Here is a 21,143-nt window from a genome sequence, read left to right as displayed (position 1 = left end):
TGAGCCATCTCGTCCTCTCGCCTTGTCCGTACAGCCTCACCCGTCCGTCACGGAGGGGGGTCTTGGATACCGTTCAAACTTCGAGATGAGAAAGGACTCGGGGCCAATCTACAGAACAGGTTCGTGACCTCAGGAGCCTGACGGGTTACCCGAGCCCAATACGGTTCATGGTAGCGATCCGTGAACCGCAAGACACAAGGAGCCTGCTTGCAGGCGAAGCCCCTGCCAAAGCCGGGTGTAACGAGGAGCCTTCGCCTGTACGCAGGCTCCCACCGAGGCTGGCCCTATCGCAGGGTCAGATAGAGCGTCTGGTTGCCGCGTCGCAGTTGCAGTTCCAGTGCCTGTTGCGGCGAGAGCTGGCGCGGCAGGTCGGCCAGGTGCTCGACGCGCTGGCGGTTGACCGCCAGCAGCATGTCGCCGGGGCGCAGCCCCGCTCGGGCGCCCGGGGTGCCCGCCTCCACGTCGATGATCACGACACGGCTGCGGCTGGCGCCGGGTGGTGTGTGCTCCGCCAGGCGCACGCCCTCCAGCCGCGGATGAATCGCCGCACCCTCGGCCTGGTGGATCTCGGGGCGTTCCAGACGCGCGGTCAGGGTACGTTCGCGCCCGTCGCGCAGGATCCGCATCTCCACCTCGCTCCCCACCCGCAGCAGCCCCAGACGATTGCGCAGGTCCGCCGCATTGCGCACGGCCTGTCCGTCGACGGTCAGCACCACGTCGCCGGCCTCGATCCCGGCGCGGCTCGCAGCCGAGTCCGGTTGCACGTCGGTAATGACCGCGCCCTGGGTGATGTCGAGATCGAAGGCCTGGGCCAGCGCCGGGGTCAGGTCCTGGATGCCGACGCCCAGTGCGCCGCGCTCGACACGGCCCTCGGCCACCAGCAGGTCCTGGATCTGGCGCGCCATGTTGGTCGGGATCGCGAAGCCGATGCCGATGTTGCCGCCGCCGCGCGCGAGGATAGCGGTGTTGATGCCGACCAGTTCCCCACGCAGATTCACCAGCGCGCCGCCCGAGTTGCCCGGGTTGATGGAGGCATCGGTCTGGATGAAGTCCTCGAACCCGGAGCCGCCCAGCCCGCTGCGCCCCAGCGCGGACACGATCCCGCTGGTGACCGTCTGGCCGAGGCCGAACGGGTTGCCGATCGCGACGACAAAGTCGCCAACGCGCAGGGCATCGGAGTCCGCCAGCGGGATCGCACGCAGGTTCTCGGCGTCGATGCGGATCACGGCCACGTCGGTTGCCGGGTCGGTGCCGACCACCTCCGCCTCGTACTGGCGGCCGTCATAGAGGGTCACGAGGATCTCGTCCGCGCGCGCGATCACATGGCTGTTGGTCAGGATCGTGCCGTCGGCCGCATCGACGATCACCCCCGAGCCGAGCCCCTGGCGCTCGCGTTCTCGCTGGCGCTCGGGCATGTCGAAGAAGCGGCGGAAGAACGGGTCGTCGAACAGGGGGCTGACAGATTCCACCACGCGGGCGCGGGTGGCGATATTGACGACCCCGGGGATGGTCCGTTCCAGCATCGGGGCCAGCGAGGGCAGGGGCTGGCCGTCGACCTCGGCGGGGAGCTGCGCCAGCGCCGGAGCGGCCCAGGCCAGGGTCGACAGCAGAATCAGGAAAGAGACCAGCCGACGCATGCGCGCTCCTTACGGGGTCAGCCCCGCCCGCGGGGCAAACGCGGACTGTTCCGCCATTTTGCGATACCAGTCGCCGGCCTCGTCTGCGGGCGGGGCCTGGATCATCAACTTCAGGTACAGGTCGCCGGGTGGTTTTCCGGGCAGGCCCTTGCCCTTCAGGCGCATCTGCTTGCCGGACTGCGAACCCGGCGGAATCTTCAGGTTCACCCATCCGTGCGGCGTGGGGACCTCGATGGTCGCGCCCAGGGCCGCCTCCCACGGGGTGATCGGGATGTCACGGTAGAGGTCGCGGCCGTCGACGCGGTAGCGGCTGTCGGGTTTGATCCGAATCTCCAGCAGCAGGTCGCCGGCTCCACCGGCTCCCACGCCCGGGTCGCCCTGGCCACGCACGCGCAGGCGCGAGCCGTCCTTGGCGCCGGCCGGGATGCGCACGCGCTGCACGCGCCCGTCGGCATCGTTGACCGAGATCTCCGTGCCTTTAAGCGCCTGATCGAGCGTGATCTCGACCCGGCCCTCGCGGTCGGCGCCACGCATGTTGAAGCCACCGGCACCGCGGCGACGGCCCGCGCCGCCCATCCCGGCGCCCCCGAAAATGGACTCGAAGAAGTCGGAGAAGCCGCCGAAATCGGCCCCGCCTCCGGCACCGGCGCCACGGTGCTGGGTCCAGCCGTCCCATCCGGGCGGCGGACGAAAGTCCTGCCCCTGGCGCCAGTTGGAGCCGAGCTGGTCGTAGGCCTTGCGCTTTTCCGGGTCGCCCAGGGCCTCGTAGGCCTCGTTGACCTCCTTGATGCGCGTCTCGGCATCCGGGTCCTTGCTGACGTCCGGATGATACTTGCGCGCCAGCTTGCGGTACGCCTTCTTGATGGCGTCCTGGCTGGCGTCGCGGCTGACGCCGAGGATCTTGTAGTAATCCTTGTATTCCATTGCACTCCCAGAGTTGCCTCTGTCCGATCCTCGGGGAACACCCGGATCCCGCTGTGGTCCGGGGGTTGTCCCTTCCCATGATAGCCGGGATTCGGCTGTCACCCGTGCATCGGTCTTGTGAATCGCTTGGCACGGACCCTGTGGTCGTGTCCAAAAAACGAAGCGCCGCCCGCTTGCGCCGGCAGCGCCCGTGTAGCCCGCGACCGGACCGGTCGCGGGCGGGTTGGGTGCCGGATCAGCTGGCGATCTCGATCCGGCGCGGCTGCACGCGAGCCTGTTTCGGGATGCGGACCTCCAGTACGCCGTTCTCCGAGCGTGCCGAGATGTTTTCGGCATCCGCCGTATCCGGCAGCGAGAAGCGGCGGAAGAAGGTGCCGCGCACCCGCTCGATGCGCTTGTAGCCGTTCTTTTCCTCTTCGCTTTCGTGCTTGCGCTCGCCGCGCAGGGTCAGCACGCCGTTTTCCATGTTGAGTTCGATGTCCTTCGGGTCCACGCCGGGGATGTCGGCGTGCAGTACGTAGGCATCGGTCTCTTCGCGGATATCCACGGCAGGCGCCCAGTCGGACGTCGCGGCGGAGTCGTCCGTGCCGGGCATATCCGGCATGCGGCCGAGTTCGCGCGACAGCTGACCCAGCAGGCTCCACGGTTCGTAACGCATCATGGTCATGGCTTTACCCTCCTCTTCCGGGTGTCAACTCTGACTCACCCATGGAGATAGGGGCCGCGCGAAAAATTTCAAGGGGGTGAAGAACGCAATACGCCAACGTCAATGCTGCTCCAGTCGGCGAAAATCCAGTAGGCGATGCTGGTCGTCGGTGACCAGCTCGAACATGCCATAAACGCCGCGCTGGTCGAGGTGCTGGCGCAGCAGCCGGGCGGGAAACTGCACGCTGACCCCGCCCTCCGACTCGGCATAGACGACCGCCGCGCGCCCGGTGTAGTAGTCCTCCATCTCGTGGCGCGAGATGGCCAGGCGCACGCGGTAGCGATGCATCGACCCGGTCTATTCCAGGTTCTGGACCTGCTCGCGCATCTGCTCGATCAGGACCTTCATTTCGACGGTCGCGCGGGTGATCTCCAGATCGTGCGACTTGGAGGCGAGGGTGTTGGTCTCGCGGTTGAACTCCTGCATCAGGAAGTCCAGGCGACGGCCGCTGGGGCCGTCGTTGTCCAGGATCTCGCGCACCGCCTTGATATGGCCATCGATGCGGTCCAGTTCCTCGGCGATATCCAGGCGTTGCGCCAGCAGAGCGACCTCCTGTTCCAGACGCTTCGGGTCCAGGCTCAGGTCCAGCTCGTTGATGCGGGCGAGGGTGCGTTCGCGCTGTTCGGTCAGCATGGGCTCCCGCCGCTCGCGGATGAATCCGACCTGTCCGGCCACGGCTTCCAGGCGTTCACGCAGACCATTGGCCAGCTCCTGTCCCTCGGCTTCGCGCATCGCAACCAAGGCGTCGATCGCAGTATCGAGGCCGGCAAGAATCGGGGTGGCAAGGTGATCGGCGTCGATCCTGGCTCCTTCAAGCACACCGGGCCAGGCCAGGATGTCCAGCGGCGAGACGCTGGCATCGTGCTTCATCATGTCGGCGATGGATTCGGTCGCTTGAATCAGCGACTGAACGCGGTCCACATCGAAGGCGGTGGGCGAGCCCCCGGCCTGCCCGCGATCGCGCAGCGCGACGTCGATCTTGCCGCGACTCAGCCGCTTCTTGAGTCGGTTGCGCACCTCGGGCTCGAGTGCCCGCAGGGCCTCCGGCAGGTGGATGCGCAACTCGAGATAGCGATGGTTGACGCTCTTCAGTTCCCAGTCGTAAACGCCCTGGTCCAGCGTCATCGGCTGCCGGGCAAAGCCGGTCATGCTCGCGATCATAAGGTCCCCTGTTGATAGCCCTGAGCGTGTTGCAGCCCTGTGCGCGTGTGATTGGCTGGCGTCTACGGCCGCCTTTGCCCCAGATCCGCCGCGGGCGCGCTCATGTGAGAGCCTCTCCCGTCTCCCGTATACTGCGCGCCACTCCAATCTAGCAAGGATCAAGCATGCGACCCAGTGGCCGACAAGCCGACGAGATGCGCCCGGTGCGTTTTACCCGCCATTTCACCCGGCACGCGGAGGGTTCTGTGCTGGTGGAGTTCGGCGACACCCGGGTGCTGTGCAACGCGACCATCGAGTCGCGTGTGCCGCCGTGGCTGAAGAACAAGGGCCGCGGCTGGGTAACGGCGGAATACAGCATGCTGCCCCGCTCGACGCACGATCGCATGGCGCGCGAGGCCGCGCGCGGCAAACTGGGCGGGCGCACCATGGAGATCCAGCGCCTGATCGGCCGTTCGCTGCGCGCCGTGGTCGACCTGGAGGCGCTGGGCGAGCGCCAGATCATTGTGGACTGCGACGTGATCCAGGCCGATGGCGGGACCCGTACCGCCTCGATCAGCGGCGCCTATGTCGCACTGCGTGACGCGATCCGCAAGGCGCGCGAGCAGGGTCTGATCCGCAAGGACCCGCTGCACGGTCACCTGGCGGCCATTTCGGTGGGCATCTTCAATGGCGCGCCCGTGCTCGACCTGGACTACGACGAGGATTCGCAGGCCGAGACCGACTTGAACCTGGTGATGAACGAGGCCGGCGGCGTGATCGAGATCCAGGGGACGGCCGAGGGCCATGCCTTCCGCCGCGACGAGCTGAACCAGATGCTGGATCTCGGCGAGAAGGGCATCCAGCAGATCGTCGAGGCCCAGCGGGCGGCGCTGGCCGAGGGAGACACTGATTGATGGACACGTTCGCGTTGGCGCCCCATGTTTCCCGAGACCAGGCGCGGCGCGCAGTCGGTAGTGGTGCTACCGGCAAGCGGCGCAACGCAGGATCGGGGAACATGGGGTGCCAACCCCACAAATTCTTGACGGACGGGGCTCGGCCGATTTTGCCCGCTGACTGCGTTGCGGCTCGCTTATGTAGCTCGGCTACACGTCGCTCACCACGCCTTGTCAGCACGCAAAATCGACTCGAGCGCGAACGTGTCCATCAGTCAGTGTCTCCCTGGGGCTGAGTCATGGATCCGTCTCGTCGCGTCGTCCTCGCCACCGGCAACCCCGGGAAGCTGCGCGAGATCCGGGCCCTGCTGGAACCGCTGGGGCTGGCGATCGAGCCGCAGTCGGAGCACGCGGTGCCCGAGGCCGACGAGACCGGGCTGACCTTCGTCGAAAACGCGATCCTCAAGGCGCGCAACGCCGCGCAGCATACCGGCCTGCCCGCGATCGCCGATGACTCCGGCCTGGAGGTCGACGCCCTGCGCGGCCAGCCGGGCATCTACTCCGCGCGCTATGCGGGGCCGGAGGCGAGTGATGCGGCAAACAACGCCAGGCTGCTGGAGGCCCTGGCGGGCGTCCCCGAGGCCCAGCGAACCGCGCGTTTCCGCGCAGTCGTCGTGTTTCTGGAACATGCCGAGGACCCTTCGCCGCTGATCGCCGAAGGGGTCTGGCCGGGCCGCATCGTCGAGGCGCCCAGCGGTGCCAACGGATTCGGCTACGACCCGCTGTTCTTTGTGCCGGAGGAGGGCTGCACCTCGGCGGAGCTGCCCCCGGAGACGAAGAATCGCCTGAGCCATCGCGGCCAGGCGCTGGCCAAACTGGTGGCACAACTGCGGGAACGTGCCAATCACTGAGCCGGCGCCTATGCTCGCGGGATGAGCGTATTCGCCACCCCGTTGCCCCCAGGGGAACACTGATCAATGGACACACTCGCGTTGGTACCCCAGGTTTTCCGAGACAAGGCGCGTCGTGCAGCGGGTAGTGGTTCTACCCGCCCGTTTTTGATTGCTTCGGGGCGCAACGCAGGATCGGGGAACCTGGGGTGCCAACCCCGCAAGCCATTCAATGCAGGGGCTCGGCCGCCAGTTGTTATCAAAAACGGGCGCGCGAACGGCGTTGCGGCTCGCTTATGTAGCTCGGCTACACTGCGCTCACCGCGCCTTGTTCGCACGCAAAAGCGACTCGAGCGCGAGTGCGTCCATTGATCAGTGTTCCCCTAGCCCTGTATGTGCACCTGCCCTGGTGCGTGCGCAAGTGCCCGTACTGCGACTTCAACTCCCACGAGCCGCGGGGCGAGGCCCCGTTCGACGCGTATGTCGAGGCGCTGATGCGCGATCTCGAGTCGCAGCTGCCGGATGTCTGGGGGCGGCGCGTGGACAGCGTGTTTATCGGTGGCGGGACCCCCAGCCTGTTTCCGCCCGAGGCGCTGGCGGACCTGCTCTCCGGGGTGCGTGCGCGGCTGCCCCTGCGCCCGGATGCCGAGATCACGCTGGAGGCCAACCCCGGCACCGCGGATCGCGCGTACTTCCGTGGCTACCGCGAGGCCGGGGTCAACCGGCTGTCGCTGGGCATCCAGAGCTTCGACGACGCCATGCTCGAGCGACTGGGGCGCATCCACGGCGGGGCCGAGGCCCATGCCGCGGTCGAGCATGCCCGCGGTGCCGGGTTCGACAATATCAACCTGGATCTCATGTTCGGCCTGCCGCAGCAGTCCGTCGAGGCAGGGCTGGCCGATCTGCGGGCCGCGATCGATCAGGAACCCGAGCACATCTCCTGGTATCAGTTGACCCTGGAGCCCAATACCTATTTCGCAGCCCGGCCCCCGGTATTGCCGCCGGATTCCACGATCGAGGAATTGTTCACACAAGGACAATGTGTGCTGGCTGCGGCTGGCTATACTCGATACGAGGTTTCCGCGTACGCCACGAGGGGGCGGGAATGCCGGCACAACCGCAACTACTGGACGTTCGGCGATTACCTCGGCATCGGGGCCGGGGCCCACGGCAAGCTGACGTTGCCGTCCCAGGGGAGGGTGCTGCGGCGGACCAAGCCGCGTCAGCCCGCGGCCTACCTGGAGGCGCCCGAGCAGCACCGCGACCAGGCAGTTCCCGAGGCCGAGCTTCCGTTCGAGTTCATGCTCAACGCGTTGCGGCTGGTCGAGGGAGTGCCCGCGCATTGCTTCGAGGAGCGCTGCGGTCTGGACCTGGCTGCGCTGGAGCCGGCCCTGGACACGCTGCGGGCAGAGGGTCTGCTGGTGCCCGATCCGCAGCGCCTGCAGCCGACCGAACGTGGCTTGGCCTTTCTTAATGACATTCTGGAGCGTTTTTTGTCGGATGCGGCGGGTGTGACAGCCGGGACCCAGGTCATTGTGGGTCCGGAGGAGGTGCGGTGATGCGACCGGTGGAGTTTGTCGGCTTTACCTGCCCCTGGTGTGGCGAACCGGGCGAAACAACGGTGGACATGGTCAGTGCGGACCGGGAATGGGTCGAGGACTGCGCCGTTTGCTGCGCGCCGATCGTGTTTCGGCGCGTCGAGGCCCCGGATGCCGAGATCCCGCAGGTGGAGGCCATTCGGGAGGGGGAATGAGTATGACCCCGCCGTATACGCCGATTGCCTGCGAGCGCTACTCCGAGCTGGAGCTGGCGATCCTGCGCGGGCAGCACCTGCGCACCCACTGGCGCCGGGGCGAGATGGATCGGATTGCGGTGGTGCGGCCGCTGGACCTGCGCACGCGGCGCGGGGCCGAGTACCTGATCCTGCGTGACGCCCAGGGTCGGCGCCAGTGGTGGCGGCTGGACCGCCTGGTCAGCTTCGAGCCGGTGCCCGGCTGATACGTCGTCCTTGTGCGGCGAGCGTATGACTCGTCCCGGGAGATCGCTGCGCTGGGGCTCGCGATAACGGAAGGCGGGCGGAGCCCGCTTCGCGTCAGCTGCGCTTCATCTGGTCGAAGAACTCGGAGTTGGTCTTCGAGGACTGCATGCGGCCGAGCAGGAATTCCATCGCCTCGATGTCGTCCATGCCGTGCAGGAACTTGCGCAGGATCCAGAGCTTTTGCAGCTCGTCCGGCGCGGTCAGCAGTTCTTCGCGGCGGGTGCCGGAGCGATTCACGTTGATCGCCGGGTAGATGCGCTTCTCGGCGATGCGGCGCTCCAGGTGCACTTCCATGTTGCCGGTGCCCTTGAACTCCTCGTAGATCACCTCGTCCATCTTCGAGCCGGTCTCCACCAGCGCGGTGGCGAGGATGGTCAGGCTGCCGCCCTCTTCCACGTTGCGCGCGGCACCGAAGAAGCGCTTCGGACGGTGCAGGGCGTTGGCGTCCACGCCGCCGGTCAGCACCTTGCCGGAGCTGGGGGCGACGGTGTTGTAGGCCCGCGCCAGGCGGGTGATGGAGTCCAGCAGGATCACCACGTCGCGCTTGTGCTCGACCAGACGCTTGGCCTTCTCGATCACCATCTCGGCGACCTGCACATGGCGCTGGGCCGGCTCGTCGAAGGTGGAGGAGACCACCTCGCCCTGGACCATGCGGTCCATCTCGGTCACTTCTTCCGGGCGCTCGTCGATCAGCAGCACGATCAGATAGCACTCGGGGTAGTTGGTCGCGATGCTCTGGGCGATGTTCTGCAGCATCAGCGTCTTGCCCGCCTTGGGCGGGGAGACGATCAGGCCGCGCTGGCCCTTGCCGAACGGCGCCACGATGTCGATCACGCGGGCCGTGATGTCCTCGGTGGAGCCATTGCCGCGCTCCATGCGCATGCGCTCGGAGGGGTGCAGCGGCGTGAGATTCTCGAACAGCACCTTGTGCCGGGCGTTCTCCGGCGGCTCGAAGTTGATCTCCGCGACCTTCAGCAGCGCGAAGTAGCGCTCGTTGTCCTTGGGCGGGCGGATCTTGCCGGCGATGGTGTCGCCGGTACGCAGCCCGAAGCGCCGGATCTGGCTGGGGGAGACGTACACGTCGTCCGGCCCGGCCTGATAGGAGCTGTCGGCGCTGCGCAGGAATCCGAAGCCGTCGGAGAGGATCTCCAGGACTCCGTCACCGTAGATGGCTTCGCCACTTTTGGCGTGGGCCTTGAGCAGGGCAAAGATGATGTCCTGCTTGCGGGCACGGGACATGTTCTCGATGCCTTTTTCTTCTGCAAAGGCGACGAGGTCGGCAGCGGACATCCGCTTCAGTTCGGTCAGGTTCATTCGTGGGGTGCTGTGTTCAACGTGGATGATCGGCGACCGGGGATGGCCGCTCGGCTTGCCTTGGATTGAGTATCGGGGGCAGGTTGCGGTCTGGCGACCGCCTGAACTAAACCGATGGTAAGCGACGCGCCCGCTTGGGGCAAGGCCTGGTGGCGTCGTTTTTTTGGTACTGCCACCCCGGGGCCGCACGCGGCCCCGGGGTATGCCGGATCAGAGGTGCTGGTCCAGGAAGGCGGTCAGCTGCGACTTGGACAGCGCGCCGACCTTGGTGGCTTCGACATCGCCATTCTTGAACAGCATCAGCGTCGGGATCCCGCGAATGCCGTACTTCGGCGGCGTGGACGGGTTCTCGTCGATGTTCAGCTTGGCGACTTTGACCTTGCCGGCGTATTCTTCGGCGATTTCATCCAGAATGGGTGCGATCATCTTGCAGGGCCCGCACCACTCGGCCCAGTAGTCCACCAGGACTGGCTGATCCGCCTTCAGGACGTCTTCGTCGAAACCGGCGTCCGACGTGTACACAATTTTGTCGCTCACTCCGAGCCCTCATCACTTGGGTTGGGGGAACAGCCCGCAACGCCGGCTGCACGGCTCTTACTATCGACGATGATCGCCAGACAGTTCAAGTAATAGAGGATTCACATGACCGATCCCGCGCAGGAAACGCCCCGCTTCGACCAGCTCGATCTGCCCGAGGCCGTCCAGGCGGGCATCCGCGCCACCGGTTTCGAGACCTGTACGCCGATCCAGGCGCTGACCCTGCCCATTGCGCTGGCGGGGCGGGATGTCGCCGGGCAGGCGCAGACCGGCACGGGCAAGACGGCGGCCTTTCTGATCGCCACCTTCAACCGTCTGCTGCGCCAGGCGCCCGCGCCCGATCGCCGGGCGACCGATGTGCGCGCCCTGATCGTCGCCCCGACGCGTGAACTCGCCATCCAGATCCACAAGGATGCCGAGATGCTGGGGAGCGAAACCGGGCTCAAGCTGGCGCTGGCCTATGGCGGTACCGGCTACGACAGCCAGCGCGAACAGCTGGAAGCCGGGGCCGACATTCTGATCGGTACGCCGGGGCGGATCATCGACTACTTCAAGCAGAAGGTGTTCGGGCTCAGGCACACCGAGGTGGTGGTGCTGGACGAGGCGGATCGCATGTTCGATCTTGGCTTCATCAAGGACGTGCGCTTCCTGATGCGTCGCTGCGCCCCGGCCAGCGAGCGGCTGTCCATGTTGTTCTCGGCCACGCTGTCGCTGCGTGTGATGGAACTGGCCTACGAGCACATGAACAACCCGGAAAAGGTCCAGGTCGAGGCCGAGACCCTGACCGCGGATCGCGTGCGCCAGGTGATCTACTACCCGGCGAACGAGGAAAAGATACCGCTGCTGCTGGGGCTCGCGCGTGACCTGAAGCCGGAGCGGGCCATCGTGTTCGTGAACACCAAGCACGGTGCCGAGAAGGTCTGCGACTGGCTGAACGCCAACGACCAGACGGCCGCGCTGCTGTCCGGCGACGTGCCGCAGCGAAAGCGCTCAAGCCTGCTGGAAGGCTTTACCAACGGGCAATACACCTTCCTCGTGGCGACCGATGTGGCCGCGCGCGGGTTGCACATACCCGCAGTCACCCATGTATTCAATTTTGATTTGCCGCAGTCGGGCGAGGACTACGTCCACCGCATTGGACGCACGGCGCGTGCCGGTGCCGAGGGCGACGCCATCAGTTTCGGCTGCGAGGACTCCGCGTTCTATCTGCCGGACATCGAGTCGTACCTCGGGGAGCGCATCCCGACCGAGAGTGTGGATCCGTCGTCCCTGTTCCGCGACCCGGTGCGCCCGAAGCCACGCCCGCGCAAGCCGCGCGACGATCGGCGCGGTGGCGGTCGCGGGGGGAGTGGGCGTAACGGTGCCCGTGGCTCGGGCAAACCGTCGGGAGGTGGCGGCCATCGCCGTCACAGCGGGGGCGCCAAGCCAAAAGGCCCCGGCGGCGGCTGAGCCGCCCCTGCGAGCAGGCGCAACGGGGACAGGGAAAACGGAAATGGTGCCGACGGCAGGAGTCGAACCTGCGACCTATCGATTACGAATCGATTGCTCTACCAACTGAGCTACGTCGGCGAAGCGCGCCATAATAGCGGGGGTGGGGCTCGACAACAATCCCGCGCGACCGGCGGCGCGGGTTCCGGATCAGGCCTTGCGGTCGCTGACCCGGATGATCACGTCCACACCCAGAAGTTCCTTGCCTTCCGGCAACGGGGGCAGGTGCGAGATATCGACCCGTGCGGGATCGACATCTTCCAGCTCGCCCGTGTCGGTGTGGAACAGGTGATGGTGCGGATTCAGGTTGGAGTCGTAGAACAACTTGGTCGGATCGATCACGACCTCGCGCACCAGGCCCTTCTCCGCGAACAGCTTGAGCGTGTTGTAGACCGTGGCCTTGGATACGTGCGATGAATGCTGCACCAGGCGGCCGAGGATTTGTTCGGCGCTCAGGTGCTGATGGCGCGCGAACATCACGCGTGCGATCTCCACGCGCTGTTCAGTCGGCGAGATCGTGTGCTCGCGCAACAGGGCGCGGGCGTCGTCGACGTCCAGCAGATTCGGATTGTCAGATGTAGCAGACATATTCCGGACAATATAACAGCTGCTGGATCACGTCCAGATCACGCCAGTCCGATGGGGGTCCGGAGGCGCAAGCCTCTGATAGAATGGAGCGGGTGATGGGAATCGAACCCACATTAAGAGCTTGGGAAGCTCCCGTTCTACCATTGAACTACACCCGCTTGTGCCGGCGATTGTAGGCCTTGTCGGCCCCCGGCTCAACGGCAAATTGACCAGTCGAAGAACTATGCAGATTCAGCTGAACGGCGAACCCTTCGAACTCCCGGAAGATGGCGAGGCCACTCTGGCTGCGCTGATCGAGGCGCGAGGCCTGAATGGTCGCCGTCTGGCGGTGGAGGTCAACGAGGAGCTGGTGCCGCGCAGCGAGCACGCCGCCCACCCGTTGCATCCCGGCGATCGCGTGGAGATCGTGCAGGCGATCGGGGGCGGATGAGTCCGAGTCCCCGTCCGTAACTACTTTCAACGAAGGAATCACCATGACCGAATCGGCCGCTGCGTCTGCCGACGACCTCTTCCGCGTGGGTTCACGCGAGTTCACCTCCCGTCTGCTGGTGGGCACAGGCAAGTACCGTGACCTCGATCAGACCCGTGATGCCATTGAGGCCAGCGGCGCGGAGATCGTCACGGTCGCGATCCGCCGCACCAACATTGGCCAGAACCCGGACGAGCCCAACCTGCTGGACGTAATCTCGCCGGAGCGCTACACGTTGCTGCCGAACACGGCCGGCTGCTTTACCGCCGATGACGCGATCCGTACTTGCCGCCTGGCGCGCGAGCTGCTGGACGGCCACAGCCTGGTGAAGCTGGAGGTGCTGGGTGACGAGAAGACCCTGTATCCGGACGCGTTCGAGACCGTGAAGGCCGCGGAGATCCTGGTGGCCGAGGGCTTCGACGTGATGGTCTACACGACGGATGACCCGCTGCTGGCCCGGCGCCTGGAGGACATCGGCTGTCAGGCGATCATGCCGCTGGCCGCCCCGATCGGCTCCGGGCTGGGCATCCAGAACCGCTACAACATCCGCGAGATCGTCGAAAACGCCAAGGTGCCGGTGCTGGTCGATGCCGGCGTCGGCACGGCCTCGGATGCCGCGATCGCGATGGAACTGGGCTGTGACGGCGTGCTGATGAACACCGCCATCGCGGCCGCCGAGGAGCCGGTGATGATGGCCTCGGCCATGCGCCACGCGATCATCGCTGGGCGCCAGGCCTACCGTGCCGGGCGCATGGCGCCGCGGCGCTACGCCTCGGCCTCCTCGCCGCAGACCGGCCTGTTCTTCAGCTGAGGGAGACACTGATCAATGTACACGCTCGCGTTGGTACCCCAGGTTTTCCGAGACAAGGCGCGTCGCGCAGCGGGTAGTGGTTCTACCCGCCCGTTCTTGATTGATTCGGGGCGCAACGCAGGATCGGGGAACCTGGGGTACCAACCCCACAAGTTATTGAACGCAGGGGCTCGGCCGCCCGTTGTTATCAAAAACGGGCGCGCGCACGGCGTTGCGGTTCCCTTGTGCAGAATGACTGCACGGCGGTCACCGCGCCTTGTTCGCACGCAAAAGCGACTCGAGCGCGAGCGTGTACATTGGTCAGTGTCTCCCTGGGCATGAGCGAATCCCCTGATTCCGTTCCCGACGACAAGCCCTTTTACCGGCGGATCCGCAGTTTCGTGCGCCGCGAGGGGCGGCTGACGCCGGGCCAGCAGCGCGCGCTGGATGAACTGCTGCCGCGCTTCGGGCTCGCACTGCCGGACCCCGTGGCACCGCTCGACCTGTCGGCCGTATTTGGCCGCGAGGCACCGGTCACGCTGGAGATCGGGTTTGGTGACGGCGAGAGCCTGGCCGAACAGGCCGCACAGAACCCGGACCGCGATTACATCGGCACCGAGGTCCATCGTCCGGGCGTGGGCCACCTGTTGCGCGAGGTGGAGCAGCGCGGCCTGACCAATGTGCGCGTCTGCGACCGCGACGCCGTGGAACTGCTGGAGCACTACATCGCGCCGGCGGCCCTGGACGGCGTGCAGGTGTATTTCCCCGATCCCTGGCACAAGAAGCGCCACCACAAGCGCCGTCTGATCCAGCCGCTGTTTGTGCGTCTGCTGGCCTCGCGCATGCGCCCGGGCGGTCGGCTGCATCTGGCGACCGACTGGGCCGAGTACGCCGAGCACATGATGGCGGTACTGGAAGAGTGCGCGCCGTGGTTCGAGCCGGACGGCCCGGTGCCGGCCGCGGGGCGGCCGCCGGAGCGTCCCGTGACCAAGTTCGAGCGCCGCGGCGAGCGGCGCGGTCACGCGGTGGCCGATCTGCTCTACCGGCGCACTGAAGCCGAGGTCTGAAGGGCCCGGTTCAGGCCTCGCCCATCCACCAGGCACTGACCGCGCCGGCCAGGCTCATCAGGGCGAGCACGAAGATCGCAACCTCGGTGCCCGCCAGTTGCGCCAGCAGCCCGAACAGCCCGCCCACGAGCAGCAGCGCCCCGATCACGGTATTGCTGACCGCGGTGAACGCGGCGCGGGTCTTCTCGGTGGCCATGTCCACCAGATAGGTCTTGCGCCCCAGCCGCACGCCGGCATGGCTGACCCCCAGCAGGAAGAACAGCAGCGCATAGACCACCCCGCCCGGCACCAGCGCCGAGCGGGTATCCACCGGCGCGAACCAGACACTCAGGGCGACCAGGATGCCGAGCCCTGCGGCCAGCAGGCCCGAGAGAATCAGCACCCAGCGAGAGGAACGATCGGACAGACGTCCCCAGACCGGGGCGCTGACCGCCGAGGCCAGGCCGCTGGCCAGGATCAGCAGCCCCAGCGTGCCAAGGTCACCCGACGTCGCATCCTCCGCCAGCAGCACGTAGAACGGCAGGGCCAGGGCCGTGCTCATCAGCAGCGCGCGGGTCAGCACGAAATGCCCGAACGCGCGATCGGTCCACAGCAGGCGCACCGAAGACAGGGCCTGGGTGATCGCATTGCCGCCGCCCTCGGTGGAGCCCGGTGCCTCGTGCAGGCGGGTAAAGGTCGCGGCCGCCACCCACCAGGCGCCGGCCGAGGCGGCCAGTAGAGCGACAAACACGCCAATGCCGGCATCTTCCAGGTTCGCCAGGGTCAGATAGATGCCCAGCCCCAGCGTGAAGAACCCGGCCAGCGAGGCGGCATAGCCCATCACGGTGCCACGGCGCTGTTTGGCAATCGTCTTGCCGAGTACGTCCTTCGAGGCGACCGAGTTGATCCCGCGTGCCAGCGCAAACACGGCCAGCAGCCCGAGGATCGCCCAGCCCGCCGCCGTGCCCTCCAGGGTCAGGGCGACGATCGCCATTCCGGCGACCGCCAGCCCCGAGAGCACCGAGCCCAGGATCCAGAACCCCTTGCGGATGGCGCGGCGGCGAATGGAGGCGGCCACGAACAGCTGCGGGAGCAGCGAGCCGGATTCGCGGATCGGGACCAGAAAACCGGCAAACGCGGCCGGCGCGCCCAGGGCCCCCAGCAGCCAGGCCAGTACCAGCCGCGCCGAGGCCAGCTCGTCGCCGATCTTGCTCAGCGTATTGGAGACCAGATGAACGAAGAAATTGACCGGCTGCGCCCGGCAGGCATCTTCCGGGATGTCCTTGCAGACGCGCGCATCCTCTTCCCCGGCGATGGTCTCGTACAGCGTGATGATCGGACGTGGCAGTTTTTCCGAACCGGTCTCGGCCATCGGTTTCCTCTGTCAGAGTGCGCTTCGTATCACCCCCGTCATTGCGAGGAGCCGAAGGCGACGTGGCAACCTTCGGGCGCTGGCAGAGCGGCGGGACTCGGTGGTTTCGGAAGGAGGTTGCCGCGTCGCTGCGCTCCTCGCAATGAAGGCGGCTGACTACCTGCGGCCGGCAAGCGGGTCGTTCGGGTCGACGCTGTCGCGAAACGGCTTGCGCCGGTCGAGGTTCGTCAACTGGTAGACGTTGCCCAGCCAGTTGTTCATGACCGCCAGCGCGGTGTCGTGCCAGGTGTTGTCCAGGCGGTCGAGCAGCAGTGCCTCCGGCAGTGCCGGGATCTCGGTGCAGTGCTCGACTGCGACCTGCACGTGCTCACGGTGCTCGTCGAGGATCGCCGCTGCCTGGGGCAGCAGATAGTTCTCTGGCAGTGGCGGATAGGTCTCGCGCTCGCCCTGGATGTAGCGCCCGACCTCGCGCTTGTACTCCTTGAGCAGGCTGATCGAGTCGTACTCCGGGTGGCCCTGGAAAAAGACCATGCGGAAGCCGTCCGGCGACGCGCCCAGGTGGATGCCGGACTGCTCGCTCTCGACCAGTACGCGCAGGCCGTGACGCTCGAACTGTTCGCGCGACACGTCGTTGTAGCGCGAGTGCGGCACGTCGAAACGCGTGTTCACGCCGGTGACCAGCGGGTGGCCGCGGTCCACCACGCGGTGCGGGAACACGCCCCACAGCTTCTCGCCCATGTGCCGGCGGTGTTCGCCGTAGCGCGCCTGCAGAACGGCGTGGGTGGCGAGGCAGGAGCACAGTGTGGAGGTCACGTTGTCCCAGGCCCAGTCGACGACCTCCGCCAGGGGTTCCCAGAACGGCTCCAGCGCCAGATCGGGCTGGGTCACGTTGGCCCCGGTGATGATCAGCGCGTCGAGGCCCTCTTTCTTCAGGTCCTCGAAGTCCTCGTAGTACTGCTTGATGTGATCGCGCCCCTTCGGGCCGCGCTTGAGCTGCGGCAGGGTAAAGGGGTGGATGTAGAACTGCGCGATCTGGTTGCTCTCGCCGATCAGGCGAAAGAACTGGCGCTCGGTGGCCGCCAGGGCGGCGTCCGGCATCATGTTCAGCAGCCCGATGTGCAGCGCACGGATCTCCTGCTGCTGAGCGAAGTCGCTGGGCAGTACGGTCTCGCCCTCGCTCTTCAGGCGGGCGAAGGTGGGCAGGTCGGAGTGGGCAACGAGTGGCATTACAGTCGTGCCTCCCGTTCGAGGGCCATGCAGACCAGGTCGTCGAAGTCCTGTGCGTTACGGACCTGCGCGAGCTCCGTCGTGCTGATGGTGTAGCCGTGCGCCTCGGCGATCGCCTCGTAGCGCGGCAGGCGCGCGCGGAACAGGCGCGAGAACACCCAGCGCACGAACGCATCCGGATCGATCTGGGCGACATAGTCCAGCCCCTCGTCGCGCATGTACTCGGCCAACTGCTGGTCGAGAAAGGCCTCGCGGTAATACAGCGGCTTGGGGTCGTGCTCCGCGCGTTCGATCAGTTGGCGCTCGTCTTCGTCGGTTGCCTTGATGTAGAGGATCAGCGTGTGCTCGGCGAGGGTCTCCAGCACGCCGGGACTGTCCAGCTCGCAGACCGAGCCGCCGGCATCGTTGACGAAGTGCGGATAGCCAAACAGCGTCTGCGACTTGTGGATGAAGTCCGGCACGTCGAGCATCGCCTGCACCTCGGCCTCGTGGTGCAGGTTCTGGCGGCGCTTGAACTCGGTCAGCGGCAGCCCGCCCAGCTCCGGGTTGCCGAGCTTGCCGAGGAAGCTCGCCACCGGGTGCAGGTTGTCCACCGTGATGTTGTTGATGATCTGGATCGAGTCCGAGCGCAGCAGGTCGCGCAGGAACGGCACGGCCATCGCCTGGGCCTTGATGTTGTCCAGGATCGGTTCGCTCAGGTAGCGCGTGCCAATGCGGTAATCACCCGAGTAGTGGAACCATTCCTCGCGCCGGAGCATGTTCGACAGGCGCGTCTTGCCAACACCGGACATCCCCAGCAGGGTGATCCGGCGGTGGTCCAGTTGGCGGTATTCTTCGGGCGAAAGGCGCATGGCGGCTCGATCAGTGTTTCCTTAACGTCGCAGGATGAACAGGATACCCGCGATCACGGCCAGACCGCTGATTACATAGTGGTCATACTGAAACTGCAGCCCCAGCAGGCCGCGCAGGCCGAACAGGATTAGCCAGGCGCCCAGTAGAATGTTTCCGAGTATGCGCATCCCTGCGGATCTCCCTGTCGTTAATTAGCGGATGAGTTGGCTCAGTTCGCGGAACTGCGGGTCGGCCGCGTCGCGCAGCCACTCGAACAGGACCGATTCGTGGTTCGTGATGACGGCGCCCGCCGCGCGCAGGCGCTCCAGTCCGTTGCGCTTGCGCGTGGTGTCGCGCGAGCAGACCGCATCCTCGACCACGAATACGGTAACACCTACATCCAGCAGTTCCAGGGCCGTCTGTGTGACGCAGATATGCGTCTCGGCGCCGGTCAGGATGATCTGGTCGCCACCGGTGAGGCGCGCGTGGAGGTCGTCTTCCGCGCAGCAGGAGAAGGCCGTCTTGTCGGTCAGCGTGCCGTGCCCGTCCAGTGCCTGCTGCAGGCTCGCCGCCACCTCGCCCAGCCCCTTCGGGTACTGGCGCGAGACCTCGATCGGGATGTCCAGCTTGCGCGCGGCTTCGACGAGTCGTGCAGTGTGGCGTTCCACCGCCTCGCGTTCGCTGTCCGGCATGGCGGCCAGCAGCCGCTCCTGCAGGTCGATCAGGACCAGGCGGGAACGGGCACGGTCGCAGCGGGCGCGTGGATCGACTGTCATTGCTCCAGCAGCTGGTCGATCGATTCCAGGTCCGCGACACTCAGGCGGCCGGCGGCGCGTTGCAGGCGCAGCGAGTCGGTCAGGAAGCCGTAGCGGGCCTCGGCGTAGTCGCGCTCGGCGCGGAACACCTCGCGCAAGGCCAGCAGGACGTCGACCTGGGTACGCGTGCCGACCTCGAATCCGGCCTCGGCCGACTCGAATGCGGCCTGGGTGGAGATCAGCGCCTGCTCCAGGGCGCGCACGCGCGAGCTGTTCGCGATGACCGACAGGTAGGCGTTGCGGGTGTCCTGGGTGGTGCGGCGTTCAACGAGCGACTGCCCTTCCTGCGCGGCCTGGAAGTCCTCGCGCGCCTGCCGGGTGAGCGCGCTCACGCGCCCGCCGGTGTAGAACGGAACCTCCAGGCGCACGCCCACCTGGGCCTCGGTCCCCTCGTTGAAGAAGGGGCCCACTCCCTGCTGGGTGCCGCCGTCATCGATGCCGTGGAAACGGTTTTCGCTGACCGAGGCGTTCAGGTTCAGTCGCGGGTGCCCCTCGGCGCGCTGGCGCTGAATCTGTTCGCGGGCGGTCTCGGTGGTCAGGCGCTGGGCGGCCAGCTCCAGATTGTTCTCCAGCGCGATATCCACCCATGCCTGTGGGTCGGCCGGGTCCGGCGGGGTCAGTTCGGCGTCCTCGCGCAGGATGTCGAGCTCGTCCCAGTAGGTGTTGGTGATCACCGCGAGCTGCTCGCGGGCCACATCCAGCTGATTCTCGGCGGCAATCCGTTCGGCCTCGGCGAGGTCGCGCTGTGCCTGGGCTTCCTTGACGTCCGTGCTGGCGATCAGGCCGACCTCGAAGCGACGCTCCGTTTGTTCCAGCTGGCGACCGATGGCATCGAGTTCCGACTCGCGAAAGGCCAGCGTCTCCTGCGCGATCAGCACGTCGAAGTAGGCCTCGGATACACGCAGGATCAGGTCCTGGCGGGCTGCGTCCAGCTCCGCCTCGGCGCGCGCGATCTCGAGATCCGCCTGGGTCAGTTCGATGAAGTTGCGCCGGTCATAGAGGCTCTGCACCAGGGATACGCCAAAGCTGGTCTGGCGTCCGTCGAAGCTGTCCTGGTCGCGATAGTCGTTATAGAACGCGCCGGCCTCGGCTTCGCCGGTGATCTGCGGCAGGAACGCGGAACGGGCAATCGGACGGCGTTCCAGGACACTGCGGTATTCGGCCTCGGCGGCGCGCAGCTCGGCGTCTTCCGTGGCAGCGCGCTCATAGACCTCAAGCAGACTGGCGGCGGGGGCAGGGCTTGCCACCAGCAGGGCAATGCCGGCGGTAGCCAGCGTGGAAAAGATACGTTTGGCGGACCGGTTCATGGGCGCGGATTCCTGAGCAGACAGGGAAAGCTCCATCGTAGGGAAACACCGCGCGATGTGCACGCGGATCGGTGCTTCCTGGATGGGATCCCCGGTATGCGGTGGCCGGGGACGGGGCGTCAGAATTCGAACGCGGGCTTCGGTTCGAAACCGACCAGCGGCTCCACCCGGGTTTCGAACAGGACATCGTGGCGGACGCTGTCCTCGGTGGTGCGGGTGATCAGGTTGGCCTGCATGATCGGGCCGTCACCGGTGATCACGAACAGCCGGCCACCCAGGGTCAGGTAGCGTTCGAGGAAGTCGTTGTATTCGGTCATCGCGCCGGTCAGCACGATCACGTCATAGCGCTCGCGCGGCGGAGCCCACTCGGGGGTCACGGTGGCGGTGCGCAGGCTGGTGTTCTCCAGGCCCATGTCGACCAGCGTGTTGCGGGCCTTCAGACGCAGTTCGTCGATGCGTTCAATGGAGTCCACGTGGGCGGCGAGGCGCGCGAGACAGGCGGTGACGTAGCCGGAGCCGGTACCGATCTCCAGCACGGTCTCGGTCGGTTGCGGGGCCGCGGCCTGGAGCAGGCGACCGATCACTACCGGTGGCAGTGTGTGGGCACCATGGCCCAGCGGGATCTCGGAGTCCGCGTAGGCCAGGGCCTTGTAGGCGTCCGGCATGAAGCGTTCGCGCGGGAGCGTTTCCATCACGTCCAGCACGCGCATGTCCAGCACGTCCCAGGGGCGGACCTGCTGTTCGACCATGTTCATCCGGGCCAGGGCGAAATCCATCGCGGAATCCTCGAGTACGTCAATAGCGGCGAAAGAGTACGTTGGCGCACCGAAACAGGCAAGTAGATACCGTCTTGCCCTACGGGGTGCAAGGGGTTTCATGGCGGGCTTGATACGGGGTTTGGGATTTGAGCACACCGAAGGCGATGTGCAGGAGTTTGCGCATAGCCGCCCCGATCGCCGACATCTTGGCCTTGCCGCGTGTCAGCAGACGTTGATGCTGGTGTCGCACGTCCGGGTTGTACCGGGTCGCCACCACCGCCGCCATGTAGAGCGCCTTGCGCAGTCGGCTGGAACCGATCTTCGCCAACCGCGAGGGCCGCCGGACCGTGGTCCCCGATTCTTCCAGGACCGG

At 66.4% G+C, this 21,143-nt stretch carries 25 protein-coding genes and 2 tRNA genes; 9 read left to right on the top strand and 18 right to left on the bottom strand.

Annotation, left to right across the window (positions count from 1 at the left end; translation table 11 throughout):
• Window positions 1-284: 284 nt before the first annotated feature.
• From F813_RS0110685 to F813_RS0110665, 5 genes are all read right to left on the bottom strand, one after another.
• Entirely contained in the window at window positions 285-1,637 is a 1,353-nt protein-coding gene (locus F813_RS0110685) for a DegQ family serine endoprotease (RefSeq protein WP_017926544.1), read from the bottom strand.
• Between the two features lie 9 nt (window positions 1,638-1,646).
• Window positions 1,647-2,561, bottom strand: a complete 915-nt coding sequence (locus F813_RS0110680; RefSeq protein ID WP_017926543.1) for a DnaJ C-terminal domain-containing protein — start codon at window positions 2,559-2,561, stop codon at window positions 1,647-1,649.
• A gap of 235 nt (window positions 2,562-2,796) precedes the next feature.
• A complete protein-coding gene (locus F813_RS0110675; protein ID WP_017926542.1) occupies window positions 2,797-3,228 on the bottom strand; it encodes an Hsp20/alpha crystallin family protein in 432 nt (143 codons plus the stop codon).
• 99 nt (window positions 3,229-3,327) lie between these two features.
• Window positions 3,328-3,555, bottom strand: coding sequence for a DUF2835 family protein (locus tag F813_RS0110670; protein ID WP_017926541.1), 228 nt, complete (start codon window positions 3,553-3,555; stop codon window positions 3,328-3,330).
• Window positions 3,556-3,564: 9 nt separating this feature from the next.
• Window positions 3,565-4,428 (bottom strand): YicC/YloC family endoribonuclease, encoded by an 864-nt coding sequence (locus tag F813_RS0110665; RefSeq protein WP_017926540.1) that lies wholly within the window; start codon window positions 4,426-4,428, stop codon window positions 3,565-3,567.
• A gap of 164 nt (window positions 4,429-4,592) precedes the next feature.
• Here F813_RS0110665 and rph point away from each other — a divergent pair, with 164 nt between their 5' ends.
• The 5 genes from rph to F813_RS0110640 all read left to right on the top strand — a co-directional run bounded on the left by rph (window position 4,593) and on the right by F813_RS0110640 (window position 8,188).
• The gene (rph, locus tag F813_RS0110660; RefSeq protein ID WP_017926539.1) at window positions 4,593-5,321 is read left to right on the top strand and encodes a ribonuclease PH; all 729 of its coding nucleotides are present in this window, start codon (window positions 4,593-4,595) and stop codon (window positions 5,319-5,321) included.
• Window positions 5,322-5,599: 278 nt separating this feature from the next.
• Window positions 5,600-6,211, top strand: coding sequence for an RdgB/HAM1 family non-canonical purine NTP pyrophosphatase (gene rdgB, locus F813_RS0110655; RefSeq protein WP_017926538.1), 612 nt, complete (start codon window positions 5,600-5,602; stop codon window positions 6,209-6,211).
• 338 nt (window positions 6,212-6,549) lie between these two features.
• Window positions 6,550-7,749: a radical SAM family heme chaperone HemW gene (gene hemW, locus F813_RS0110650; RefSeq protein WP_038060203.1), complete on the top strand. Its 1,200-nt coding sequence runs from the start codon at window positions 6,550-6,552 to the stop codon at window positions 7,747-7,749.
• Window positions 7,749-7,943: a CPXCG motif-containing cysteine-rich protein gene (locus tag F813_RS0110645; RefSeq protein WP_017926536.1), complete on the top strand. Its 195-nt coding sequence runs from the start codon at window positions 7,749-7,751 to the stop codon at window positions 7,941-7,943. The genes hemW and F813_RS0110645 overlap by 1 nt, the downstream gene beginning before the upstream one ends.
• Window positions 7,940-8,188, top strand: coding sequence for a transcriptional antiterminator, Rof (locus F813_RS0110640; protein WP_017926535.1), 249 nt, complete (start codon window positions 7,940-7,942; stop codon window positions 8,186-8,188). The genes F813_RS0110645 and F813_RS0110640 overlap by 4 nt, the downstream gene beginning before the upstream one ends.
• A gap of 94 nt (window positions 8,189-8,282) precedes the next feature.
• Here F813_RS0110640 and rho read toward each other — a convergent pair whose 3' ends face one another.
• Window positions 8,283-9,542 (bottom strand): transcription termination factor Rho, encoded by a 1,260-nt coding sequence (gene rho, locus F813_RS0110635; protein ID WP_017926534.1) that lies wholly within the window; start codon window positions 9,540-9,542, stop codon window positions 8,283-8,285.
• A gap of 210 nt (window positions 9,543-9,752) precedes the next feature.
• Window positions 9,753-10,079 (bottom strand): thioredoxin TrxA, encoded by a 327-nt coding sequence (gene trxA, locus F813_RS0110630; protein ID WP_012983830.1) that lies wholly within the window; start codon window positions 10,077-10,079, stop codon window positions 9,753-9,755.
• Window positions 10,080-10,184: 105 nt separating this feature from the next.
• On the opposite strand from trxA, the gene F813_RS0110625 reads away from it, so the two are divergent.
• On the top strand, window positions 10,185-11,528 hold the full coding sequence (locus F813_RS0110625) for a DEAD/DEAH box helicase (protein ID WP_017926533.1): 1,344 nt from the start codon (window positions 10,185-10,187) through the stop codon (window positions 11,526-11,528).
• A gap of 44 nt (window positions 11,529-11,572) precedes the next feature.
• Here the strand turns inward: F813_RS0110625 and F813_RS0110620 are convergent.
• The 3 genes from F813_RS0110620 to F813_RS0110610 form a co-directional block, all read right to left on the bottom strand.
• Window positions 11,573-11,648: transfer RNA gene (locus tag F813_RS0110620), tRNA-Thr, on the bottom strand.
• 69 nt (window positions 11,649-11,717) lie between these two features.
• A complete protein-coding gene (locus F813_RS0110615) occupies window positions 11,718-12,155 on the bottom strand; it encodes a Fur family transcriptional regulator (protein ID WP_017926532.1) in 438 nt (145 codons plus the stop codon).
• An 84-nt stretch (window positions 12,156-12,239) separates the two neighbouring features.
• Window positions 12,240-12,313, bottom strand: a tRNA-Gly gene (locus F813_RS0110610).
• A gap of 65 nt (window positions 12,314-12,378) precedes the next feature.
• Between F813_RS0110610 and thiS the strand changes: the two genes are divergently transcribed.
• The 3 genes from thiS (at window position 12,379) to trmB (ending at window position 14,481) form a co-directional block, all read left to right on the top strand.
• Window positions 12,379-12,585 carry a sulfur carrier protein ThiS gene (gene thiS, locus F813_RS0110605; protein WP_017926531.1) on the top strand — a complete coding sequence of 69 codons (207 nt, stop codon included), beginning with the start codon at window positions 12,379-12,381 and terminating at the stop codon, window positions 12,583-12,585.
• A 43-nt stretch (window positions 12,586-12,628) separates the two neighbouring features.
• Complete coding sequence (locus tag F813_RS0110600) at window positions 12,629-13,435, top strand: thiazole synthase (protein WP_017926530.1); 807 nt, start codon at window positions 12,629-12,631, stop codon at window positions 13,433-13,435.
• A 317-nt stretch (window positions 13,436-13,752) separates the two neighbouring features.
• Window positions 13,753-14,481 carry a tRNA (guanosine(46)-N7)-methyltransferase TrmB gene (gene trmB, locus F813_RS0110595; RefSeq protein WP_026148251.1) on the top strand — a complete coding sequence of 243 codons (729 nt, stop codon included), beginning with the start codon at window positions 13,753-13,755 and terminating at the stop codon, window positions 14,479-14,481.
• 10 nt (window positions 14,482-14,491) lie between these two features.
• On the opposite strand, the gene F813_RS0110590 is transcribed toward trmB, so the two are convergent.
• The 8 genes from F813_RS0110590 to F813_RS0110555 form a co-directional block, all read right to left on the bottom strand.
• Window positions 14,492-15,832 carry an MFS transporter gene (locus F813_RS0110590; RefSeq protein ID WP_017926528.1) on the bottom strand — a complete coding sequence of 447 codons (1,341 nt, stop codon included), beginning with the start codon at window positions 15,830-15,832 and terminating at the stop codon, window positions 14,492-14,494.
• A gap of 156 nt (window positions 15,833-15,988) precedes the next feature.
• Entirely contained in the window at window positions 15,989-17,059 is a 1,071-nt protein-coding gene (locus F813_RS0110585; protein ID WP_012983823.1) for a homoserine O-succinyltransferase, read from the bottom strand.
• The gene (locus F813_RS0110580) at window positions 17,059-17,910 is read right to left on the bottom strand and encodes a hypothetical protein (protein ID WP_012983822.1); all 852 of its coding nucleotides are present in this window, start codon (window positions 17,908-17,910) and stop codon (window positions 17,059-17,061) included. Before F813_RS0110580 ends, F813_RS0110585 begins: the two co-directional genes overlap by 1 nt.
• Window positions 17,911-17,931: 21 nt before the next feature.
• A complete protein-coding gene (locus F813_RS14450) occupies window positions 17,932-18,078 on the bottom strand; it encodes a hypothetical protein (RefSeq protein ID WP_012983821.1) in 147 nt (48 codons plus the stop codon).
• A 24-nt stretch (window positions 18,079-18,102) separates the two neighbouring features.
• Complete coding sequence (locus F813_RS0110570; RefSeq protein WP_017926527.1) at window positions 18,103-18,666, bottom strand: isochorismatase family protein; 564 nt, start codon at window positions 18,664-18,666, stop codon at window positions 18,103-18,105.
• Window positions 18,663-20,012, bottom strand: coding sequence for a TolC family outer membrane protein (locus F813_RS0110565; protein ID WP_012983819.1), 1,350 nt, complete (start codon window positions 20,010-20,012; stop codon window positions 18,663-18,665). The genes F813_RS0110570 and F813_RS0110565 overlap by 4 nt, the downstream gene beginning before the upstream one ends.
• A gap of 119 nt (window positions 20,013-20,131) precedes the next feature.
• Window positions 20,132-20,788, bottom strand: coding sequence for a protein-L-isoaspartate O-methyltransferase (locus tag F813_RS0110560; protein ID WP_012983818.1), 657 nt, complete (start codon window positions 20,786-20,788; stop codon window positions 20,132-20,134).
• Between the two features lie 79 nt (window positions 20,789-20,867).
• Window positions 20,868-21,143 (bottom strand): transposase (locus F813_RS0110555; protein WP_026148115.1); only part of this gene is annotated, 276 nt, incomplete at its 5' end.

The sequence above is a fragment of the Thioalkalivibrio sp. HL-Eb18 genome, from assembly GCF_000364985.1.
Taxonomy (GTDB): Bacteria; Pseudomonadota; Gammaproteobacteria; order Ectothiorhodospirales; family Ectothiorhodospiraceae; genus Thioalkalivibrio.
This window is presented reverse-complemented; position numbering and strand designations above follow the sequence as displayed.